The sequence below is a fragment of the Mucilaginibacter sp. GW821-FHT07H05 genome, assembly GCF_059418485.1.
On the sequence record NZ_JBWKPY010000003.1, the window covers coordinates 17,784 to 40,666 of the forward strand.

Here is a 22,883-nt window from a genome sequence, read left to right on the forward strand (position 1 = left end):
TGAAATGACTCATTATAGAAATAAATATTTTTTAATGGTACTGCTGGCAACGCTGATTTTGGCGGCCTGTAAAAAACAGTGGGACCAACGCACCGCGGTAACCGATCAGCAACTGAACGTTAACCTGATGCAACAGATACAAGCTAACAGCAACCTGAGCGTGTTTGCCGGCTACCTAACCAAAATTGGTTTTGATAAGGTGCTTGCCGCATCAAAAACCTATACGGTTTGGGCGCCAACAAATGCTGCGCTGGCAGCAATAGACCCGGCTGTAGTGGCCGATACAGCTAAACTGCATGTATTTGTGGCAAACCATATTGCTAACCAGGTATACCTTACAACAGGTATACAGGGAGGCTCGGTACGCATTCGTAACCTTAATGGTAAAAACTTAACGTTTACGCCTACAACTGTTGAGGATGCAAATATTACCAGCGCTAATCAGTATGTAAGCAATGGCGTATTAAATGTTATTGATAAACAGCTTACACCACGATTAAATATATCGCAGTATATACGCAGTTTAACAACAGTTGGTTTATTGCATCAAGCGTACATCGTACGTAATGACAGTACTTATGTTGATACCAGTAAAGCCACGGTAGCCAGTATTAACCCAACAACAGGCAAGCCTGTATTGGTGCCAAATACAGGTGTTGTAACCATTAATAAATATTTTAACAGGGTTGCTGCATTAGCTAACGAGGATAGTACCTATACCTACATTGTATTAACCGATGCGGCCTACAACGCCGAGCGGGCTAAAGTAAATAAGTACTTTGTAACCAGTTCAACCGATACTACCCAAAATATCCTGTCGGCATTTAATGTGTTAAAGGATGTAGCTATCAGGGGTATTGTATTGCCTGCCAACTTGCCGTCCAGTCTTACTTCGGTTAACGGGGTACCCGTACCTATTGATAAAACTGCCATTGTGCAAACCTACAATGCCAGTAACGGCATAGTTTACGTAATGAGTGCCGTTAACTTTGATGTTGCCACTAAAATAACGCCTATCACTATCCAGGGCGAACAGCCGTCTTTTTACGCACGTACCGATAAGCAGGGAAATACCCAGCTACGTTCAAGGCTTGATAATAATGGTGTACCATATAAAGATCTGTTTATAACAGGTACCGGCCTTGCCAGTTACTTTGCAGCCTATAAGATCAGTAATTTGTACACCTGCCAATATAAAGTGGTGTTACGCGCTGTTAACGATACGGCAGTTACGCACATTCCCGGCGCATCGCCAACATTTGGTAATATCTCAGAAAAAATAACTTTTGGACAAATAACAGCTGTTACAAACCCTGCCGGAACAGTTATTCCGGTAACAGCGGTAAATTATCCATACCAAAACGTATCGCCATATTTTTATGGTGAGATAACGCAAACACCGGCAACAGCAGGTACAATAGCTGCAAATGCAACTATTAACGTGGCAAGCGGGAATCTGAATGTGGTGAAGTATAACTCGATAAACATGTATGTGACGGGAGCGAACGTAACAACCGGGAACCTGAACAATGTTTTAGTAGATTACATTAAACTGATACCTATATTACAATAACCTATTTAACCTAAAATATGCAAAATTTTACTAAATCAATTGGTTTGCTGCTTTTTTTATGCCTGTTTGGCGGCATAAAAGCTATGGCACAAACAGATGGTATATCGGTTCGGTTAGCTGATAGTATTGCCCGCTATAAACAAGATTCGGTTGCTAAAGCTAAAGGCGACAAGATAAGTGGTGTTGTAAAGGACGCGTCTACCGGCAAGCCAGTTTCAGGTATCAGCGTAGGTATACCACTATACTCAAATGCCATTACCGACGATCGTGGCCGTTTTACAGTTACCGTACCTAACTACGATGTAGTGCTTATGGTAACAGGGCAAGGTTATCAGCAAAAAGAAGTTCCGGTAAAGGGCCGAAAGGTGCTTCCTGATGTATTGCTTTTTGAAGAATCTTTCAATTCGATATACGATGAGGCAAAGATGCCGTTTAATAAAGTTGCTGTTACACGGCAATCAGGCTCTGTTTCTAATATCAATACCTTAGGGGCATGGGATGCAACCAGCCTGGAAACTCCCGATTCATATTTGCAGGGCAAAGTTGCCGGTTTAAAAGTTGTACGCCGCTCGGGTACCCCTAATATTGGCGCAAACTTGTTTTTACGCGGATATAATTCATTGTATGGCAGCAACGCGCCTTTACTGGTAGTTGATGGTATGATATATGATACTTATCACTACGGCAACTCCATTATTGCCGGGCATATCCATAACCCATACGGAAGCCTTGATATGCACGATGTTGATAATTACACCATCCTGAAAGATGCATCGGCTGGTATTTATGGTACTAAAGGTGCCAATGGCGTAATTTTAATAACAACCAATAATCACCCGGATCTGGCTACAAAAATTGACCTGGGCGTATATGGCGGCTATAATTATATGCCTCAAAGTAACCTGCTGCCCATGATGCAGTCGGCTGATTATCGTACCTATTTATCAGATGTATTGCGCACCAGCGGACAAACGTCCGATCAGATTGCCGCGCAACCTTATATGAACGATAATGTAAGTAACCCAACTTATTACAGCTACCACAACAATACAGACTGGCAAAAACAAACCTTTAAAAACGGATACAACAAAAATATCAATATGCGTGTATCTGGTGGTGATGATATTGCAACTTACGTATTGGCACTGGATTACGGCGGTAATAAAGGAATTACCCAGTTAACCGATTTAACTAAATACAGTACAAGGTTTAACGGTAACCTAAACGTAAGCAAGAACTTTACAATTAACACCAGCCTCTCTTTTGCTTATAACGAGCAGAATTTGAAAGACCAGGGTTTATCAAGCAAAACAAACCCTATTTATTTAGGATTGATCAAATCTCCGCTATTGCGTGTTCAGCAAGTTAACGCGCAGGGCATCGAATCGCCTAACCAGGCCGATGTGGATGTGTTTGGTTATAGTAACCCCGCTGTTGTTTCGCTTAAATCTCAGGAGTTTAATCAAAACTACCGTTTCTTTGGTAATTTCAATTTCAAATACCAGATCAACAAGTACCTGGCAGCCCAAACACTTATCGGTGTAACTGCTGATAAAATTCGCGAAAGCACATTTATCCCACGAACCGGTGTAACAGATGATACCTTATCTACAGGCGCTATTGCCGATAGCCGCTTAGGTAGCCAGGTGCAGCGTTTATTTAGTATATACAGCGATACCTATCTGTCATATAACCGTACTTTTAACCGTATACATACGCTAAGCGCATTTTTAGGGACCAGGTTTACACAATCAAACACCAACTACAATGTTAACTTAGGCTACAACTCGGCCATTGACCAGTTAGTGAGCGTTAACACCGGTAACCCGGCACTGCGTGTAACAGGCGGTGATGTTGGCTCGTCGCGATGGCTGAATAACTACTTTAATACCAGTTACCAATTATACAATAAATACATTTTTGGATTTAATTTAGCGGTTGATGCTTCGTCCCGCTTTGGTACTAATATTCCGGGCGCCTTAAAAGTAGGTGGTGTTAACTATGCGGTACTGCCTTCGGGATCAGCCGCGTGGGTAGTATCATCCGAAAAGTTTATGGCTAACGTTAAATTTATTGAGTTGCTGAAAGTAAGGGCAAGCTATGGCCTTACCGGAAACGATGATATTGGTAATTATACAGCCCGCCAGTACTATATCTCGCAAAACCTGCTTGGTTTACAAGGCTTGGTTAGGGCCAACTTTGGTAACCCTGCCCTGCAATGGGAAGTTAGCAAAAAACTGGATATTGGTATAGACGCGTCTTTCTTCCAGGAAAGGTTAAACATTACAGCTGATTATTATAAAAACAAAACCGACCATATGATCACGCAGTCGGCTGCACCAAGTTATTCAGGTATAGTTTATGCGATAACCAATAGCGGCGCCATGCAAACAAACGGTGTTGAATTAAGCATCAGCGGCCGTGTGATCAGTACGCCTAAGTTTAAATGGGATCTTGGTTTTAATATCGCATCGTACCATAATAAAATTACAACTTTGCCAGGCAGTCCGTTGTTAAACCAGTACGCCGGCGCAACCATCAGGACAGCCGAAGGCCGGCCGGCCGGTATATTTTATGGCTACCGTACAAACGGAGTGTATAGTTCAAATGCCGAAGCTGCATCAGCAGGGATAAGCGTAAGGAACGCCAGCGGTAACTTAGTTGCCCAGCAAGGCGGCGATATGCGCTTTGTAGATGTTAACGGCGATAAAATTATTGATGCAAATGACCGCCAGGAAATAGGCGACCCCAATCCTGATTATACAGGTGGCATAACAACAGGCTTTACCTATAAAAGGTTAAACCTGAATGCGTTGTTTACCTTTTCTAAAGGTAATAAAGTGTATAACTACACCCGCCGTCAGTTAGAGGCCGAAAATAGCCCGTACAACCAAACCCTGGCGATTAACAACAGGTGGCGTGCAGATGGGCAGATCACCAACATACCAAGGGCATCATACGGCGACCCAACGGGCAACTCCAGTTTCTCTGACCGCTGGATAGAAGACGGATCGTACATGCGCCTGCGCACCCTAACCATTAGTTATGATGTGCCTATGAAATACAAATACTTTAAATACATAAAAGTATATGCCACCGGTAATAACCTGTTAACCTTTACACGTTATTTAGGCTACGATCCGGAATTTGCTGCTAACGAGAACGTATTGTTACAAGGAATTGATAATACACTTGAGCCGCAGTTTAAAACAGTGCAGTTAGGGTTACGCATTGGTATATAATTATAAATTTGACTGATAGATTATGAAAAGAGTTTCATTTAAATTGATTTATAGAACTTGCCTGGTATGTTGCCTGGTAACCACTTTTTCGTGCAAAAAAGTGTTTGATATGCCTGCTAAAAACCAGGTTGATGCCGAGAATGCTTATCAGAACGTATTTGATGCCAATGCCGCTGTGGTAGGTATTTACGGGCAATTTTTAAGCCTGGCAGACCGATATATTGTATTGAATGAGTTGCGTGCTGATTTAATGAGCCCAACGGCCAATGCTGATATATATCTTAAACAGCTAAATACACATACCGAAACGGTAGATAACCCATGGGCCGATCCAAAACCATGGTACAAACTTATCCTGAATTGTAATGATGCTTTATATCATTTTGATGATATGCTGAAAACAGGTAAGCTTAAACCTATTGATTACCAACAGCGCTACTCGGATATCGGCGCATTGCGTTGCTGGTTATACTTGCAGGTTGGTATTCAGTACGGATCAGTACCATATGTAACCGACCCGATATCAAATATTACCGATTTGAATGATGCTACTAAGTTCCCCAAAATAACCTTTGATCAGCTTCTTGATAAACTGGCTGCTTTTATGAACGATCCGGTTCGTTATCTGAATACTTATTCTGCTACCGACCCTATTACCGGTTCTGCAAGTTCATCATTAAACGTAACTGTTGATGGTCAGGGTTCCAGCTTGTTCTTCATCAATAAATACGCGCTTAAAGGCGATATCAACTTATGGAAAGGAAACTATAATATAGCATCTACCGCTTATCGTACAATATCTGATATAGGGCCTATTACATCAAATAATAATCCCGCCGATTTTACCACGTACGAGCAGTTTAAAGCTTGTTATGATAACATGAACGTAAGTTATGGCAATCCAAGCGGTACGCCAAACCCCAATCAAACAGAAAGCCCGTTAAACGATAATAACGTTACCGGCTGGAGGCAAATGTTTGCCGATCCTACTGTAAGTACAAACTCACGGTCCGAATTAATATGGCGTTTACCTTTCAGCACAGCATTTGCACCGGTTAATCCATTTATTAGCCTGTTTTCAAACCAGGGTGGTAATTATCAGTTAACGGTATCACAAACCATGTTAGATAGCTGGAATTCACAAGTGCAAAATAACGGCTTCCCTTATGATGCCCGCGGCCGCATTGCTGTACGTACTGTTGCCGGTCAGCCTGTTATCATGAAGCAGCTTTACTACTATCTTGATAATAGCTCGTTTTTGCCGGTGAACGTATTGCAAAAGCCGGGTTACTGGTTGCTATACCGTACCGGTGTTCTGTCAAATCGCTTTGCCGAATCTGCTTGTAACGATAATCAGTTAAAACTGGGTTATGCCTTGCTTAACATAGGTGTAGGTAACGTGTTTGCCCCAAATCCATTACCTTCCGATCGTACTAATACCATGCAAACATTCCTGCCCGCGCCGTACGATATGGATGGCCGTTCAGGTGGCCCGCAAAACTATCATGGTATATGGTATCGCCAGGTGGGTACCCGTAGCAGGGCTAATTTGGTGCCACTGCCGGCTTCGACATATAATGATAAAATAACTTTAGAAAATGCTATTATTGATGAAGCCGCCCGCGAAACCTCTTTCGAAGGTTTCCGCTGGGGTGATCTGGTACGTATAGCACGCCGCCGTGGCGATCCAGCTTACCTGGCCGATAAAGTTTATAATAAATTACTAAAAGAAGGTAATCCTGCAGCTTCAAGCGTACGCGCTAAACTGATGGATCCTAATGGCTGGTATATGCCATTTAAGTTGTAATCATATCAATATTGCTAACAAAAAGCGGCCCCTGTTTAACATGGGCCGCTTTTTTGTTGATGGTGTATGATGAAACAACATTAACCTTGCAACACTATGTAACATGTGTATTACTTTTAATAGATAAAATAACCAAAAAGGCCCTTTAAATACTATTTTTGGCTGTTTTTTTAATACGGCAGCTCAAAATTGCGGGATGGTACGGGATAGTTTCCCCGCTTAGTTTTCTCATTTTTAATTCACCAATTAAAGCCATCATTTTTGGTTTTTCTTATATCCAAAACATCGATCATCAAAATGAAAAGATATCTTTTTGCCTTATTATTAATCATCACATCGGCTGTGTATCAAAATGCGGCCGCTCAAACTGTTGCTAAGCCGGCTGCATTTCAGCCACCCGCTTCGCCGCGTGCTACCTATAATTTCAATTCGGGCTGGCGCTTTACTTTTGGCGATGCAACCGGGGCCGACCAATCCGGTTTTGACGATGCCGCGTGGACTGGTGTCAGCCTGCCGCATACATGGAACGAGACCGATACTTACCGTGCCTATATCAGTCATGGTGGGGGCGACCAAAGCGAAAAAATGCTGGGCATTGGCTGGTATCGCAAACACTTTAAATTACCCAAAAGCGCCGACGGGCAAAAAATATTCCTGCAGTTTGATGGCATGCGCCAGGCAGGCCGTTTCTTTTTAAATGGTAAACCAATTGGTAAATACGAAAATGGCGTTACCGCTGTTGGCCTGGATATTACCGCGGCTGTAAACTTTGGCGGGCAGGATAACGTGATTGCTGTAAAAGTAGATAACAGTACCAATTATAAAGAGGAAGAAACAGGTACTGCTTTTCAATGGAATTCAAAAGATTTTAACCCCAATTTTGGCGGCCTTAACCGCGATGCATTCCTGATAGTTACCGGCAAGGTATATCAAACTTTGCCATTATTTAATAACCTGAAAACTACCGGCGTATACGTTTATCCCGAAGATATCGACCTGAAGAAAAAAACAGCCACCATAAAAGTAGAAGCCGAAGTATCAAACGAAATGGTAGGCGATTATGCCTCTATCACCTTATCGGCTATTGTGGTTGATGCCGATGGGGTAGTCCGCGCCAAACTGGAAGGTAATACATCCGATCTGGTAGCCGGGCAAAAAGAAGTATTTACCGCTGAAGGTACCCTTACCGATGCCCGTTTTTGGGATGTAAAAGATCCTTACCTGTACAACGTATATTCCATATTAAGCGTAAATGGCAAGGTGGTAGATGTTTGCAACACCAAAACAGGTTTCCGTAAAGTGGAATTTAAGGGTGGTGTAGGCACAGGGGGCGTATGGTTAAATGGCCGTTTTGTTTGGCTTACAGGTTATGCGCAGCGTTCGGCTGATGATTGGGCTGGTCTCGGCGGCGGATATCCCGACTGGATGCACGATTATACCATATCCATGATGCGCGAAAGTAATGCAAATTATCTGCGCTGGATGCACGTTGCACCCCAAAGGGCCGATGTTTCGGCATGCGACCGTTTTGGCATTGTGCAGGTTTGCCCTGCCGGGGATAAAGAGCGCATGGTAACCGGCCGCCAATGGGAGCAGCGGGTAGAAGTAATGCGTGCCACTATGATATTTTATCGCAATAGCCCAAGTATATTTTTCTGGGAAGCAGGCAATACCATTGTAGCGCCCGAACAAATGGTGCAGATGGTAGCCCTGCGTAAAGAGCTTGACCCGCACGGCGACCGTGTAATGGGTACCCGTGACAATGATTTATCCGAAGCCAACAAAGCTTTAACACCGATGTCCGAGTTTTATGGAGTAATGATAGGGCAGGCCCCGCAAACCGATAGGGTGTCTGGCGATGATATCTTCAGGGGTTATAGTATATCGCGCCGCGATAAGGCCCCGCTAATAGAAACCGAGGATTTCCGAGACGAGGCTGGTCGTAACGTTTGGGACGATTACTCGCCGCCTCATTTTGGGTTTAAACCCAAAGCGGGTACAGGTTCAGATGGGCGTGCTGTGGATACCTGGCACTGGAATTCGGAAACATTTGCATTGGCTGGCGCTACACGGTACAATAGCTATATCACTAATAAGATCAGTAATACCGATCCGGCGCATTCCAAATGGGCTGCTTACTGCTCTATCTATTTCTCCGATTCAAACGCCGATGGGCGTCAGCAGGGCAGTTATGTGCTGCGTGTAAGCGGTAAGGTTGATGGGGTACGTATCCCAAAATCCATGTACTACGTATCGCGGGTAATGCAAAACGAGCAGCCTGACCTGCATATTATCGGCCATTGGAACTATCCGGCCGGTACTAAAAAAGCCATGTATGTGGCCGCGTCAAATTGTGATAAGGTAGAGTTGTTTGTCAACGGCAAATCGTTAGGCGTACAAACCAAACCAACCGTGTTTAAAGATACCATTAACCGTACAGGTGCACCTGTGATGGAGCGCCCGTCTGACGATAACACGGGTTGCATTTATGCTTTCCCTAATGTGGCATTTGTACCGGGCACCATTAAAGCTGTAGCTACTAAAGCCGGGAAAGTGGTTGCACAGCAGGAAATACAAACAGCAGGCGAGGCTAAATCCATTAAGTTAACACTGCACACCGGGCCGCAAGGCTTAATGGCCGACGGCAGCGATGTAGCCCTGATAGATTTTGAAGTGGTTGATGCCAAAGGCCGCCGTTGCCCAACCGATGAAGCTAAAGTGGATTTTACCGTAAACGGACCGGTTATATGGCGCGGCGGGTTTAATGCTGGTAAACTAAATACCACCAATAACCTTTACCTGGATACCGAATGCGGCATTAACCGTGTGGCTATCCGTTCAACGCAAAAAGCGGGTACAATTACCATAACCGCTTCAAGGCCGGGGCTTGCCAGCGCTACGCTTAAAGTTGATTCGAAAGCGGTGAACATTAGTGATGGCTTATCGCTTACGCAAGCGCAGCAGTTAGCGGGCCCTGTAAGTAAATAATTAGCACAGGCTGAAAAGTCCTGTGGTATATCGTACTTAAAATTAAACTCTTGCCTTTAATTAGGCAGGAGTTATACCGATATAAACCAATCCCGCGCCCTGCGCGATAAGAAACTTATGAGAAAATTTTACTTTTTACCATCGAAAGTAATGAAAGCCGGTGTGCTTTCATTTATCGGCCTCTCTGCTTGTTTTGCAGCTTATGCACAAGGGCCCGGGCCAGCGGTGCTTAATCTGCCGGCAAAAAAGGTAACAAAAGTAACCGCCCCCCGCCAGATGGAAAACCTTGGTCGCGGAATGATAGCTGTACATAAAGGTGCCGATTCTGTTTACGTTGGCTGGCGTATGCTGGGTACCGAACCGCAGAATATCGCCTTCAATCTTTATCGTAAAACCGGAAGCTCCACACCGGTAAAGCTGAATAAAAAACCAATTACCGAAAGCACCAACTATGTAGATACCAAGGTTGATTTTACTCAGCCGAACGCTTATTTTGTAAAAGTGGTTGCCGGTGGTGTTGAGCAGGCGGCCAGCAAACCATTTACACTTGCCGCAAATGCACCGGTACAACAATACCTCAATATACCCTTAAAAACACCGACTGGTTACACACCTAATGATGTATCGGTAGGGGATTTGGATGGTGACGGCGAATATGATATTGTATTGCATCAAACAGGCCGCGGCCGCGATACGCCATCGCCGGGCTTAACAGATGCCCCCATCTTCCAGGCCTATAAAATGGATGGCACATTGTTATGGCAGATTAACCTGGGCCAAAATATCCGCGAAGGCGCGCATTATACGCAGTTTATTGTTTTTGACCAGGATGGCGACGGCATAGCCGAATTTGCCTGTAAAACCGCTGATGGCACAATAGATGGCAAGGGTAAAGTAATTGGCGATTCGACCAAACACTGGCGCCGTACCAATGTTGAACCCCGGAATACTTTTTACGGTAAAATACTGGACGGCCCCGAGTACTTCACCATCTTCAGCGGCAAAACCGGCGAGGCTTTGGCTACTACCGATTATATCCCTAACCGTTACCCAACCGATGGCTGGAGCGGGCATGGCGGCAATGGCGGTAGCGATAATACCGGTAACCGTGTAGATCGTTTCAACGCCTGTGTAGCTTATTTGGATGGTATCCACCCAAGTGTGGTGATGTGCCGCGGCTATTATGGCCGTAGTGTGTTGGCCGCCTGGGATTGGCGTGGTGGTAAGCTTACCTCGCGCTGGGTATTTGACAGTAAGGATAGCGAGAACCCGTACTCGGGCCAGGGCTATCATACGGTAAGCGTTGCTGATGTAGACGGAGACGGCAAGGATGAAATTGTATATGGATCGATGGTGGTGGATGATGATGGAAAGGGCTTATTTGCAACCGGCTATCGCCATGGCGATGCCCTGCATGTATCCGATCTTGATCCCAATCATCCCGGGCTGGAGGTGTTTGGTATCCACGAGATAGAAGATAATACCAAAGGCCCCGGCGCTACTGTTTATGCCGCCCAAACCGGTGAAACACTGTTTAAAGGGCACATGGACGAAGATTTGGGCAGGGGAGTTGCTGAAAATATTGACACTACCCGCGTAGGCGCACAAATGTGGTGGAATGGTTCCGATCTGATGGATCTGCAGGGCAATAAGATAGGCGGCAGACCGGCCTCTGTCAATTTTCTTTGTTGGTGGGATGCCGACCTGAGCCGTGAACTGCTGGATGGTAACCATATTGATAAATACGGCAAAGGCCGCATTTTCACCGCTACGGGCGCTGTATCTAACAATGGTTCAAAATCAACCCCGGCTTTAAGCGCCGACCTGTTTGGCGACTGGCGCGAAGAAGTGATACTGCGCAGCGCCGATAACCAAAGTCTGCGCATTTATACTACCGTTATCCCAACCACACATAAGATCTATACCCTCATGCACGATCCGCAATACCGCGATGCCATAGCCTGGCAAAATTCGGGCTATAACCAGCCGCCGCATGTGGGTTTTTATTTGGGATTCGGCATGAAAACTTTGCCCAAACCAAACATTGTTTTAGTAAAACCAACTAAAAAGTAATGAAGCCGATTAGCCGTTTGATGATTGTGATTGCCCTGTTGATAACAGGCAAATCACTTATGGCCCAGCGCCAGATGGAATACCTGGGCAGGGGTGTGGTAGCTATTCATCAGCCCGGTGATAGTGTATTTGTCAGTTGGCGGGTACTGGGCACCGACCCAGATGATATGGCCTTTAACCTTTACCGTAAAACAGGGAGCGCAGCGCCGGTAAAGCTCAATAAAACACCGGTAACAGGCGCAACCATTTTTTCGGATGCTAAGGTTGATTTTACCCAGGCAAACGCCTATTACGTAAAACCGGTGCTAAAAGGCAAGGAGCAGGCTCAAAGCGAGGCATTTACCTTAGCTGCAAATGCACCTGTGCAACCTTATTTGTCGGTACCGCTGCAAACACCGGCGGGCTACGCGCCAAACGATATTTCGGTGGCCGACCTGGATGGTGATGGCGAATACGAAATTATACTGCACCAGGTGGGCCGGGCGCACGATAACTCGCAGGCTGGCTTTACAGATAAACCCATATTGCAGGCTTATAAGTTAGACGGCACACTACTATGGACGATCAATTTGGGCATTAATATCCGTGAAGGGGCGCATTATACCCAGTTTATGGTATACGATTTTGATGGCGACGGCCGGGCCGAACTGGCCTGCAAAACTGCCGACGGTACCGTTGACGGTCTTGGTAAAGTAATTGGCGACAGCACCAAAGATTGGCGTAACAGCCAGGGCTATATCCTTTCGGGCCCTGAGTACCTGACTATATTTAATGGTATGACAGGTGCTGCAATGTCTACTATCGATTTTGTGCCGCAACGCTATCCTGATAATCTGAACCCCACCACCCAACAATTGAAAGATATGTGGGGCGATGGTTATGGTAATCGTATGGACAGGTTTTTGGCCGCGGTAGCCTATTTAGATGGTGTGCATCCCAGCCTGATCATGAGTCGTGGGTATTATACCCGCACCTTTATAACCGCCTTCGATTGGAAAGGCGGCAAACTGACCAAACGCTGGGCCTTTGATAGTAAGGACCGGTCGAACCCATACTCGGGCCAGGGAAACCATAACCTGAGTATTGCCGATGTGGATGGTGATGGCAAGGATGAGATTATTTTTGGCGCCATGACACTGGACGATAATGGCGAAGGATTATATTCAACCCGTATTGGCCATGCTGATGCGCTGCACGTTGGCGACCTTGACCCCGACAGGCCCGGTCTGGAAGTTTTTGATACGCAGGAACGTTTTTCGGACGCGGGAGCCAATTTCAGAGATGCACGTACCGGCGAGGTGCTTTGGAAAAAGGCATCTATAAAAGCAGGCGGAGATGGGGAAGGCCCGGGCCGGGCATTAGCTTTGAACGTTGATCCAAGATACCGTGGATCGGAATGCTGGGTTGCCGGCGCGGGATTAACAGGTATGTGGGATGCCAAAGGCAATAAAATATCCGAAAGGAACCCATCTGTAAACTTTGGAATTTTTTGGGATGGCGATTTGCAAAGTGAACTGTTGAACGGCACCAGTATTGATAAATGGGATTTTCTGAACGAACGACCGGTTAACCTGATCAATACGAGGCAATACAATTGCTTGTCCAATAACGGAACAAAATCTACACCCGGTTTATCAGCCGATATTTTGGGTGACTGGCGTGAAGAAGCTATTTACCGCACCGCCGACGGCAAGGAATTACGCATATTTACCACAACTATACCCACTACCCACAGGCTATATACCTTTATGCACGACCCGCAATACCGTTTAAGCATAGCCTGGCAAAACGTAGCTTACAACCAACCGCCGCATACCGGTTTTTACATGGGCGATGATATGCAACCACCGCCAAAACCAAATATCACATTGATAAAATATAAAGGCAAACAAACCGCTAAGAAATAAATCACTGAAAGCATAACAAGGAATGCAGCGATGAAAAGATATTTTAAGATACAGTTGGTTATGGCGCTTTCAGCGATGGTTACTATGGCGCAAACCACGCCGCCTGCTGCTGCGCCGCAAAACCGGGGCCCCCGACCGGACAGGATCATCACCAATAATGGCTTAACCGGTAACCTTGCCGCGCATGATCCGGGGATGATAAAGGCCGGTGATACCTATTATGTGTTAACCACCGGCATGAGCATGAAAACATCGAAAGATATGATCAATTGGACAAGCGCCGGCAGCGTGTTCGATCGGGATGCTAAGTTTAGCTGGTGGAATAATGATATCCCCGGTAAGGTAGGCCTGTGGGCACCGGATATTCATTATGCCAATGGCAAGTATCATTTATACTATTCCGTATCTGCCTGGATGAATTTTAATTCGAGTGTGGGTTATGCAACCAACGTTACATTAGACCGTAATAACCCCAACTATAAATGGGTAGATGAAGGTAAAGTAGTAGATTTTAGAAACGGCGGCGACAGCGTAAATGTGATAGACCCAAATTTTTTCGCTGATAAGGATGGCAAGGAGTACCTGGCCTATGGATCGTACAAAGGGGGATTGCGCTTGCTGGAGCTTAACCCTAAAACCGGTAAACCATTTACCGATAAACCCGAATTAACCATTCTCACCACCAAATTGGGCGAGGGTACTTTTATTATTAAAGGTCCGGACTACTATTACATTTTCGCTTCGCGCGGGAAATGTTGCGCCGGTTTGCAAAGCACTTACCAAATTGTTGTAGGCCGCGCAAAAACGATTAAAGGCCCTTACCTGACAAAAGAAGGTAAAAAGTGGACAGATAACGATTACACCGTATTTTTAGCCGGCGATTATGACGAACCGGGCCGTGGCCATAACGGTTTTTTTGCACAGGGCGATACCACTTATTTGGTTTATCATGCCTATACCCGCACCTTCGAGGGGCAATCGCTTTTAAACATTAAGCCGCTGTATATGGATAAAGATGGCTGGCCAAGTTTAAACCCCAATGATGCCCTGTTTAAAATGCCGGCTTTCGAAAAGAAATTGTTTATTGGTAAGTAATTGCAGAAAAACTGCTCGTTTTTTCATGATGCTTATTCTTGCGCATCTGCGCTAAGTGTAAACAGGCTTAATTAAAATTATTAATCTGATAGTGGAGGTGGCACAAACTAAATAACAGTAAATGAAGTAATTAATTATTACATTTATTTATTATTCATCTAAACGCCTTCGTCATGCTAAAAAGATTTTTGTTCTTCATGTTCATTGTAGTTGCGGTTAATGCCGCCGCGCAAACTTCAAAACGGATCCTTGTAGTTCCGGCAAACGGCGGCACGGTGGAGCCAAACGAGCGAATGATATTTAACTGGAAGCCGCCCATTACAGCCACAAGCGGGCAAACCTATAAAATCAAAATAGTGGAAATCATTGGCGATCAGTCGCCTGAACAGGCGCTCAGATCAAATAAACCCTTCTTCGAAAAGGACAGTGCCAGCTTTGTCCGTACCAATAAACCCTTTTTTGAGAAAGACAGTACAATATATCTAACCGTAAATACTCCGTTCGCCGCCGGAAAAAAATATGCCTGGAGCGTACAGGTGCTGAACCGGGATGGAAAACCGGTTACCGGTAATAACGGTACAAATGAAGTCCTTACTTTCCGGACTGCAAACCCTGTTCGCCCGGTGCGTAATGCTGTACCAACGCGACAAAAGTAGTATTTGGTTGCTGTTTAAATAAAGCTATGCCCAAAACAGACATTACCGGTATTGCGCCATTCTTTATAGTAAAGGATGTTCCCGTAGCGCTGTCGTTTTACCGTGACCGTTTTGGTTTCGACATTACGTTTCAGGGGCCAGGTGAGGACGATATCTTCTTCGGTATTGTTCAGCGTGGTGCAGCGATGATCATGCTGAAGTCCATTGGTGTCGATCCTGTGCCGAATTACACACGGGATATCAAAAAAGGGATTGCCCGCTGGGATGCCTACCTGCATGTTCCCGATCCTGACGCGCTGGCGGCCGAATTCGCGTCACGCGATGTCGAGTTTTTCCTACCGCTTAAAGAGGGATATGATGAAGATGGCCTGCGGGGATTTGAGGTAAAGGACGCGGATGGATACCTGTTGTTTTTTGGACGTACTGAGAATGAGTGATACTCATAATGGCAAGTCAGAGTACGCCTCCCTCTGCTGGTTAGGTGGCTAATTCAATCTGCTGGCGCAAGTTTAAGGGTGGGGATGAGTTGTGGATTAACTTGTGCCTGGAATGTCTGAAGTCTGAGACTTCAGTTTAATGCAAACCACAAGTTACGCTACGCTAAACTTGCGGTAGCTGGGGCCCGCAGCAACTAAGCACCAAAGCTTTACTTCGCAATAATCTTAAACTCCGTCCTTCTGTTCTGCGCACGGCTTTCATCGTTAGTATTAGGGATCATGGGTTGGGTTTTACCATATCCTTTAAACACTAACCGGCCCGCGGTAACGCCATGATCTACCAGGTATTGGTAAACAGATTTAGCCCGGTTTTCGGATAGGGTTTGGTTAATCTGGTCGTTACCTACATCATCGGTATGGCCCGATATTTCAATTTTCACGGTTGGGTTAATAGCTAAAAAGTCGATCAGTTTTTTTAACTCGGCCATTGATTCTGGTTGCAGGTCGAAGCGGTTGGTATCAAAGAAGATATTTTTTAGCACCACCTTACTGCCAACGGCTATCGGTTCAAGAAATACAGTAATGTTAAAAGGATTTTTAGCCTGGTGCCCCACCAGCGAAAAATTATCCGAATAAAACAGGTATCCGTTTTTAGAGATATTCAATCCGTAATTTTTGCCCGATGTAAGGGTAGCTAAAAAATCGCCCGCCGTTACCGAACTATAATCCTGGTAAACCGGCAGGTCTTTTTCCAGGTCGATGATCTCTACGGCGGCTTCCAGCGGCTGTTTGCTTACCGCATCTTTAATAATGCCTTTTACATAAGTTACCATGTGCGGGCGCACAGCTACCGGCAATTCAAACGTATAAATATCATATCCGCCAAAGCCGTTGAGGTTATTGGAGGCAAAGAACGCGTAGCTGCCGCTTGCGGTGATGGTCAAGCCGTTTTCGTCGCCGTTTGAGTTGATAGGATAGCCCAGGTTTTGCGGTTTATCCCAGTCGCCATTTTTTTTAAGCCGGCTGATAAACAAGTCTTTATTGCCCATACCCGGCCAGCCGTTCGAGCAAAAGTAGAGCGTACTATCATCCGGATGGATAAAGGGCGATTGCTCATCAAACGTAGTGTTAATGTTTGGCCCCATATTAACCGGTTCGCCCCAGCCCTTCGGCGTAAGGGTCGATTTCCAGATATCATAGCCACCATAGCCACCCTTCCGGTTACTTACAAAATACAGCGTACGCCCGTCGGCACTGATGGATGGCTGCGATTCCCAGCCTGGCGTATTGATGGGGGGGCTCAGGTCAAAAGGTTTGGCCCAATCGTTCCCTTTTTTTTGCGCGATGTAAATATCGCAACGGCCTAAACCATCCGGGCGGTTACAGCCTGTAAAAAACAGGTATTTGCCATCCTGCGATATAGATTGCGCCCCCTCGTTAAAATTAGGCGTATTGATTTGGGAGCTGAGATAGGTAGCTGTTTGCCATTTGGCATCCTGTTTCATGCTTTTATAAAAATCCTCGTTATTGTCTATTTTGCGGGTAAATATCAGCATGCTTTCATCGGCGGTGGCTACAGGCAGGTATTCATCGCCGGCGGTGTTGATCTCGGGACCCATATTAACCGGTTTAAAAGGTACGGCGTGTTGCATCGCGTTGATGCTGAACTCGCAATCGGCAATTAGCTTGCGGGCGTAAAAACGGTTGGTTTCGGTAATATAAGGGTAGGACAAGTACTTATCCAGATCGGGCTTGGCCGCGCTGTATTCGGCATTGTTTACTTCAGCTTCACCCAATCTCAGGTAAACAGCCCGGTTATATTCGGGGTTAAGTTTAATCACGGTACGGTAGTGGGGGATAGCCTCCTTGTATTGCCGCTTTAAACGTAATACATCTGCCAATTGCGAGTAGGCTTCAATAAACTTAGCATCTTTTTTTACAGCCAGGTATAATTGTTGTATGGCCACATCATAATCATTTTCATCAATAGCCTGATTGGCTAAGGAAAAGAATTTTATGGCTTCTTTATCAGTAGTGGAATATTGTCTTTGCTGGGCAAGTATCAGTACCGGTAAAAAGAATAGCAATATCAGAGTAATTGAAATTCTCATTTAGAATTATAACGGTGTGTATATAATTCTAAGTTACACTTTTTAAGGAATATTCAAATATTTATGCGTTTGCAGCGATATTTCCCATTTGGGGTTGTTCATTACGTAATCAACAATCAGCGGGATCATTTCCTTTGATTTAGACCACTCGGGCTGCAAATACAGCTTGCAATCGGGGCCTACCATACCGGCATGTTCTTCGGCCCACAAAAAATCCGATTTGTTAAACACGATCACTTTTAACTCGTGCGCCTGCTCGGCAACATTTTTTACGGGTGCCTTAAACTTTTTAGGCGACAGGCAGATCCAGTCCCACGTACCCGAAAGCGGGTAGGCGCCTGATGTTTCGATAAACGTTTTGATCCCTTTTTGCTGTAATTGCGCGGTCAGGTAATCCAGGTTATAGATTAGCGGTTCGCCGCCGGTTACCACTACGGCTTTGGCGGGGTGTGCCGAGGCATGCGTAACAATCTGGTCGGCAGCGGTAAGCGCGTGTAGTTCTGCGTCCCAGCTCTCCTTTACATCGCACCAATGGCAACCCACATCACAGCCACCCAGGCGAATAAAGTATGCGGCCTTTCCGGTATTAAATCCCTCGCCCTGTATGGTATAAAACTCTTCCATTAATGGAAGCAATGTGCCGTCTTCCGGAATTACGTGTGCCATAATATTTTGCAAAGGTAGTTTTTTGAGGGGAAAGCTGAAAGGCTAAGGGCGAAAGTGAGATTGGGGTGAAGATTGAACCAGATGCAATACTGGAATTCCTGTTACTTTTGTTTACACTACATCTGATTATTCCTGTATGAAAAAAGATAAGCTGATTGATGAGTTAACCTTATTAGGGGTAAACCCGGAATATTACTCGTTGGATGGTAAAGTAATTGAAGGCACAATACTGGAACATTATGACAACTATTATAATAATAGTAATCGTTATACTGAATGGCGTGTATTTGAACAAGAGCGCGGTAGCCGGTATAACGAAAATATTTTTTATACTGAAGAAGAGGCATACCAGGAAATATATGAACGGTTTAAAAGCTATAAGCGTTCAGGCTTATGAAGCTTTTAAACTTAGTAAGTCTTGTAAGGCAACGTTCATCCATAAACCCGATTGCAGCGTAAACCCCGCAGCCTGTGTGAGGTGAGGGTATGAGTAAGGGAAGGCGAGGAGTTGCAGCGGAAAGCGGGAGCAAACTTTAATAGTAGCACAGCTTTTGCTTTTAAAAACTTCAAAATTTTAACTGTTTTTTTAGTTGATCATATCCGCATTTAATTATTATTTAGTATTATTACTTTAAATTAAAGGGGATATGAAAAAGCTTTACTTCCCAATCATATTACTGCTGGTATTTTGCCTCTCATCCTGCGTGGATATCGAGGAGCATTATGATTTTAAGGCAGACGGATCATGCAGCGTTGTGTACGATTTTGATATGAGTAAAGCCGTATCGGTGCTGATGAACCTGATGACCGATTCGGTACAGTCAACCCCTGAATTTAAGATGGTGAAAGACACCTCACTCAATTTTTACAGCGCCCTGCCCGATAGTACCGTAGCTAAAATGTCCGCTGAAGAGATCAATATGGCGCGGTCGAGCAAGCTGAATGTGCAAATGAACCTGAACAACAGCCTGATGAAGGTAAGCCTTAATCACGATGCTAAAAACATTGCCGACCTGCAATACTACCTGGAACATATCTCTAAACTGAGCGGTATTGGCGGCGTTAACGCTATTACTAAAAATACTAAGAAAAGCAAAGCCTTCGATCCGCAGCAATTGATATCGGGCGAGGATTATTATATCTACGAGATCACCGATAAAAAATTCTATCGCATCATCGACCTGTCTAAGTTTAACGCTTTCCTGAAACGCACTTCTTCTACATTTGCCATGGCTAAGGCTATGCTGATTGAAACTCCCTATAAACTGGTGCTTAACTTTGCCAGGCCGGTAAAAAAGATAGACAATCCCAAAGCTGTATTATCTGCCGACAGGCGCCGCGTTATCCTGCAAACCAATATGGATGATATCATTAAAAACCCATCATCCATGAACCTTAAAATTGATTTTTAGGCCTGTAAATGAAGTGGTATAAAGTTCCCGGGCTTCCTTATACAAATCAGCCTTTTATTAAAAGAATAGCCATAGGCGGGCACACCCTTTGCCTTGTGGGTTACGAGGGGAAGGTCTATGCTTTAGCCAATAAATGCCCTCATGCCGGCGAAGACCTGTCGCGCGGCTGGTGCGATGATGGTAAAGTAGTTTGCCCGTATCATCGTTTTTCGTACAATTTAGCAACCGGCCGGGGTAGTCCGGGCCAAAACGACTACGTAAATACTTACGCGGTTAAAATAGAAGGCAGTGATATCTATGTGGGCTTTGAGACTTTTAAAGAGAAGTTTAAAAACTTGTTTAAGTGATCTTTACGCTACGGCCTAAAAGCCGGCGATGTCCCGGATTAACCTGTGTCTTGGATATTTAAAAGTTGCGACTTTAGTAAATAACACCGACAACAACTAAATTAGCCTGATATTAACCCAAAAATGAGAAGATCGATCCTATCCCTTTTGTTTGCTGTTTTATGCATGCAAGGTTTTACCCAGGCACCGCCTAAACCTTACGGCCCTTTACCAACTAAAGCGCAGCTAAACTGGCACGAAACCGAAATGTACTGCCTCATCCATTTTGGCCCTGATACCTTTACCGATAAGGAGTGGGGTTATGGCGATGAGGATCCAGCTATTTTTAACCCCAGCAATTTTAACGCCATGCAAATTGTAGGGGCTGCCAAAGCAGGCGGTTTTAAGGGAATTATAGTAGTGGCCAAGCACCACGATGGCTTTTGCCTGTGGCCAACCAAAACTACCGAACACAATATTAGCAAAAGCCCTTATAAAAACGGCAAGGGCGATATCTTAAAAGAATACCGCCAGGCTTGCGATAAACTGGGCATGAAGATGGGCGTATACTGCTCGCCGTGGGACAGAAACAGTCCGCTTTACGGCAAACCTGAGTATGTAAATGATGTGTACCGCAAGCAACTGGAAGAGCTTTATACCAATTATGGGAAACTATTTATGGTTTGGCACGATGGCGCCAACGGTGGCGATGGCTATTATGGCGGTGCAAAGGAAGTGCGTAAAATAGACCGGTCTACCTATTACGGTTGGGATATTACCTGGGGGATTGCCCGTAAATTACAGCCCGGCGCTACCATATTTGGCGATGTTGGCCCCGATGTGCGCTGGGTAGGTAACGAGCGGGGCGAAGCAGGCGAAACCAGCTGGGCCACTTACACGCCACACGCGCCCGAGGCAGGTAAAAAGCCCGGTAATGGCTTTGTGTTGGATAAGGAAGGCACAGAAGGCCATCGTGACGGGCAATTTTGGATGCCTGCCGAATGTGACGTACCGCTAAGACCGGGTTGGTTTTATCATTTATATAAGAAAGACAATGGAGTTGCTATGTCTCCAATAACCGAAACTTACGTGCCAAAATCAGCAAGTACTTTATTCGATCTGTATTTTAAAAGTGTAGGCCGGGGGGCCGACCTTGATCTGGGCTTAGCGCCTGATAAACGCGGGATGATCTGTGATGAGGATGTAGCTGCTTTGCAGGAGTTTGGTTTATTGTTAAAATCAACCTTTGTGGTTAATTTAGCTAAAGGGGCTACATTAACTGCAAGCAATGTGCGCGGAAATAACAAAGTAAAGTTTGGCCCGGCGTTTTTGCTGGATAATGACCGCTACAGTTATTGGGCTACCGATGATGGTGTTAAAAACCCATCATTAGTTGTTGATCTGCACCAAAAAAGGACCTTTAATATTATCCGGCTTAGGGAAAACATAAAGCTTGGCCAGCGGATAGACAGCGTGGCTGTGGATATGATGGTAGGTAAACAATGGCAACAGATTGCTACTGCGACAAGCATTGGCGCAAACAGGTTGATCCGTTTAGATAAATTTGTGAGCACAAGTAAAGTAAGATTAAGAGTCACCGGTGCTGCTGCTTGCATTGCTTTAAGCGATTTTGGTTTATATAAAGAAATACGTTTCCCGCCGCCCATAGTAAAGCCCAACTAACGTGATGCTATTCAAAACAACAATAATAAGCTGCCTTATCTCTGCCTGTGCAGTTACGGTTGGATACGCCCAGGGTAAGCCTTTGTTTGATACCCTGCAAAAACCGCAGCTCATTTCCAAACAGTTTAAGTTTACCGAAGGCCCGGCGGTTGATAAAAAAGGCAACATCTTTTTTACCGATCAGCCTAATAATAAGATCTGGAAGTATGATACTGATGGACAATTATCAGTATTTATGGATAATGCCGGCCGCAGTAACGGGATGTTCTTTGATAAAAAAGGAAACCTGATCAGTTGCGCGGATGAGAATGATCAGCTATGGTCGATTGATAAAAAAGGTAAAGTAACCGTACTGGTGAAAGACCTTGACGGGCGCCTGTTAAACGGGCCTAACGATGTTTGGGTAAACAATAAAACAGGCGGCATCTACTTTACAGATCCCTATTACCAGCGTACTTATTGGACACGTAAAAAAAGCGACCTGGACGGGCAAAAAGTATATTACCTGCCAAAAAACGGTTTGCCTGTAGCGGTGGAAGATCAGCTGAAAAGGCCTAATGGCATAGTTGGTACACCCGATGGGAAGGTTTTATATGTGGCAGATATACAGGACAATAAGATATATAAGTATAGTATTGATATAGGTGGTAGCCTGAGAGATAAGCAATTGTTTATTAACCAGGGAGCGGATGGAATGACGCTGGATGAACAGGGAAATATCTACCTCTGTGGCAAAGGGGTAACCATTTATAATCCGGCCGGAAAGAAATTAGCCCACATTGATATCCCCGAACCATGGACAGCCAATATCTGTTTTGGTGGTAAGGACATGAAGCTGTTATTTATGACGGCTTCTACCGCGGTTTATACTTTAAAAATGAACGTAAAAGGGGTAAAATAAGAAAGC

The 22,883-nt window shown here is 45.0% G+C and carries 16 protein-coding genes; 14 read left to right on the top strand and 2 right to left on the bottom strand.

All coding sequences use genetic code 11. From position 1 onward, the window contains the following. Positions 1 to 4: 4 nt before the first annotated feature. The 9 genes from AC07M6_RS07930 to AC07M6_RS07970 all read left to right on the top strand — a co-directional run bounded on the left by AC07M6_RS07930 (position 5) and on the right by AC07M6_RS07970 (position 15,778). Positions 5 to 1,573: a fasciclin domain-containing protein gene (locus AC07M6_RS07930; protein WP_494888466.1), complete on the top strand. Its 1,569-nt coding sequence runs from the start codon at positions 5 to 7 to the stop codon at positions 1,571 to 1,573. A 17-nt stretch (positions 1,574 to 1,590) separates the two neighbouring features. Beyond that, positions 1,591 to 4,815: a SusC/RagA family TonB-linked outer membrane protein gene (locus AC07M6_RS07935; RefSeq protein WP_494888467.1), complete on the top strand. Its 3,225-nt coding sequence runs from the start codon at positions 1,591 to 1,593 to the stop codon at positions 4,813 to 4,815. Between the two features lie 22 nt (positions 4,816 to 4,837). Beyond that, complete coding sequence (locus tag AC07M6_RS07940) at positions 4,838 to 6,622, top strand: RagB/SusD family nutrient uptake outer membrane protein (RefSeq protein ID WP_494888468.1); 1,785 nt, start codon at positions 4,838 to 4,840, stop codon at positions 6,620 to 6,622. A 297-nt stretch (positions 6,623 to 6,919) separates the two neighbouring features. After that, on the top strand, positions 6,920 to 9,610 hold the full coding sequence (locus AC07M6_RS07945) for a glycoside hydrolase family 2 protein (RefSeq protein WP_494888469.1): 2,691 nt from the start codon (positions 6,920 to 6,922) through the stop codon (positions 9,608 to 9,610). A 117-nt stretch (positions 9,611 to 9,727) separates the two neighbouring features. Beyond that, the gene (locus AC07M6_RS07950; protein ID WP_494888470.1) at positions 9,728 to 11,683 is read left to right on the top strand and encodes a rhamnogalacturonan lyase; all 1,956 of its coding nucleotides are present in this window, start codon (positions 9,728 to 9,730) and stop codon (positions 11,681 to 11,683) included. Then, positions 11,683 to 13,590 carry a rhamnogalacturonan lyase gene (locus AC07M6_RS07955; RefSeq protein ID WP_494888471.1) on the top strand — a complete coding sequence of 636 codons (1,908 nt, stop codon included), beginning with the start codon at positions 11,683 to 11,685 and terminating at the stop codon, positions 13,588 to 13,590. The genes AC07M6_RS07950 and AC07M6_RS07955 overlap by 1 nt, the downstream gene beginning before the upstream one ends. Before the next feature lie 30 nt (positions 13,591 to 13,620). Further along, positions 13,621 to 14,685 (top strand): arabinan endo-1,5-alpha-L-arabinosidase, encoded by a 1,065-nt coding sequence (locus AC07M6_RS07960; RefSeq protein WP_494888472.1) that lies wholly within the window; start codon positions 13,621 to 13,623, stop codon positions 14,683 to 14,685. Between the two features lie 173 nt (positions 14,686 to 14,858). Then, positions 14,859 to 15,341, top strand: coding sequence for a hypothetical protein (locus AC07M6_RS07965; RefSeq protein ID WP_494888473.1), 483 nt, complete (start codon positions 14,859 to 14,861; stop codon positions 15,339 to 15,341). A 26-nt stretch (positions 15,342 to 15,367) separates the two neighbouring features. Continuing rightward, positions 15,368 to 15,778, top strand: a complete 411-nt coding sequence (locus AC07M6_RS07970) for a VOC family protein (protein ID WP_494888474.1) — start codon at positions 15,368 to 15,370, stop codon at positions 15,776 to 15,778. Between the two features lie 209 nt (positions 15,779 to 15,987). Here AC07M6_RS07970 and AC07M6_RS07975 read toward each other — a convergent pair whose 3' ends face one another. Continuing rightward, complete coding sequence (locus tag AC07M6_RS07975; protein WP_494888475.1) at positions 15,988 to 17,889, bottom strand: OmpA family protein; 1,902 nt, start codon at positions 17,887 to 17,889, stop codon at positions 15,988 to 15,990. Between the two features lie 42 nt (positions 17,890 to 17,931). Then, positions 17,932 to 18,555, bottom strand: coding sequence for a 7-carboxy-7-deazaguanine synthase QueE (locus AC07M6_RS07980; RefSeq protein WP_494888476.1), 624 nt, complete (start codon positions 18,553 to 18,555; stop codon positions 17,932 to 17,934). Positions 18,556 to 18,691: 136 nt separating this feature from the next. Here AC07M6_RS07980 and AC07M6_RS07985 point away from each other — a divergent pair, with 136 nt between their 5' ends. The 5 genes from AC07M6_RS07985 to AC07M6_RS08005 all read left to right on the top strand — a co-directional run bounded on the left by AC07M6_RS07985 (position 18,692) and on the right by AC07M6_RS08005 (position 22,877). Continuing rightward, on the top strand, positions 18,692 to 18,952 hold the full coding sequence (locus AC07M6_RS07985) for a hypothetical protein (RefSeq protein ID WP_494888477.1): 261 nt from the start codon (positions 18,692 to 18,694) through the stop codon (positions 18,950 to 18,952). A gap of 250 nt (positions 18,953 to 19,202) precedes the next feature. Further along, positions 19,203 to 19,967 (top strand): hypothetical protein, encoded by a 765-nt coding sequence (locus AC07M6_RS07990; RefSeq protein ID WP_494888478.1) that lies wholly within the window; start codon positions 19,203 to 19,205, stop codon positions 19,965 to 19,967. Between the two features lie 8 nt (positions 19,968 to 19,975). Further along, positions 19,976 to 20,314: a Rieske (2Fe-2S) protein gene (locus tag AC07M6_RS07995; protein ID WP_494888479.1), complete on the top strand. Its 339-nt coding sequence runs from the start codon at positions 19,976 to 19,978 to the stop codon at positions 20,312 to 20,314. 123 nt (positions 20,315 to 20,437) lie between these two features. Next, the gene (locus AC07M6_RS08000; protein ID WP_494888480.1) at positions 20,438 to 21,976 is read left to right on the top strand and encodes an alpha-L-fucosidase; all 1,539 of its coding nucleotides are present in this window, start codon (positions 20,438 to 20,440) and stop codon (positions 21,974 to 21,976) included. Between the two features lie 4 nt (positions 21,977 to 21,980). After that, a complete protein-coding gene (locus AC07M6_RS08005; protein WP_494889365.1) occupies positions 21,981 to 22,877 on the top strand; it encodes an SMP-30/gluconolactonase/LRE family protein in 897 nt (298 codons plus the stop codon). Positions 22,878 to 22,883 lie beyond the last annotated feature (6 nt).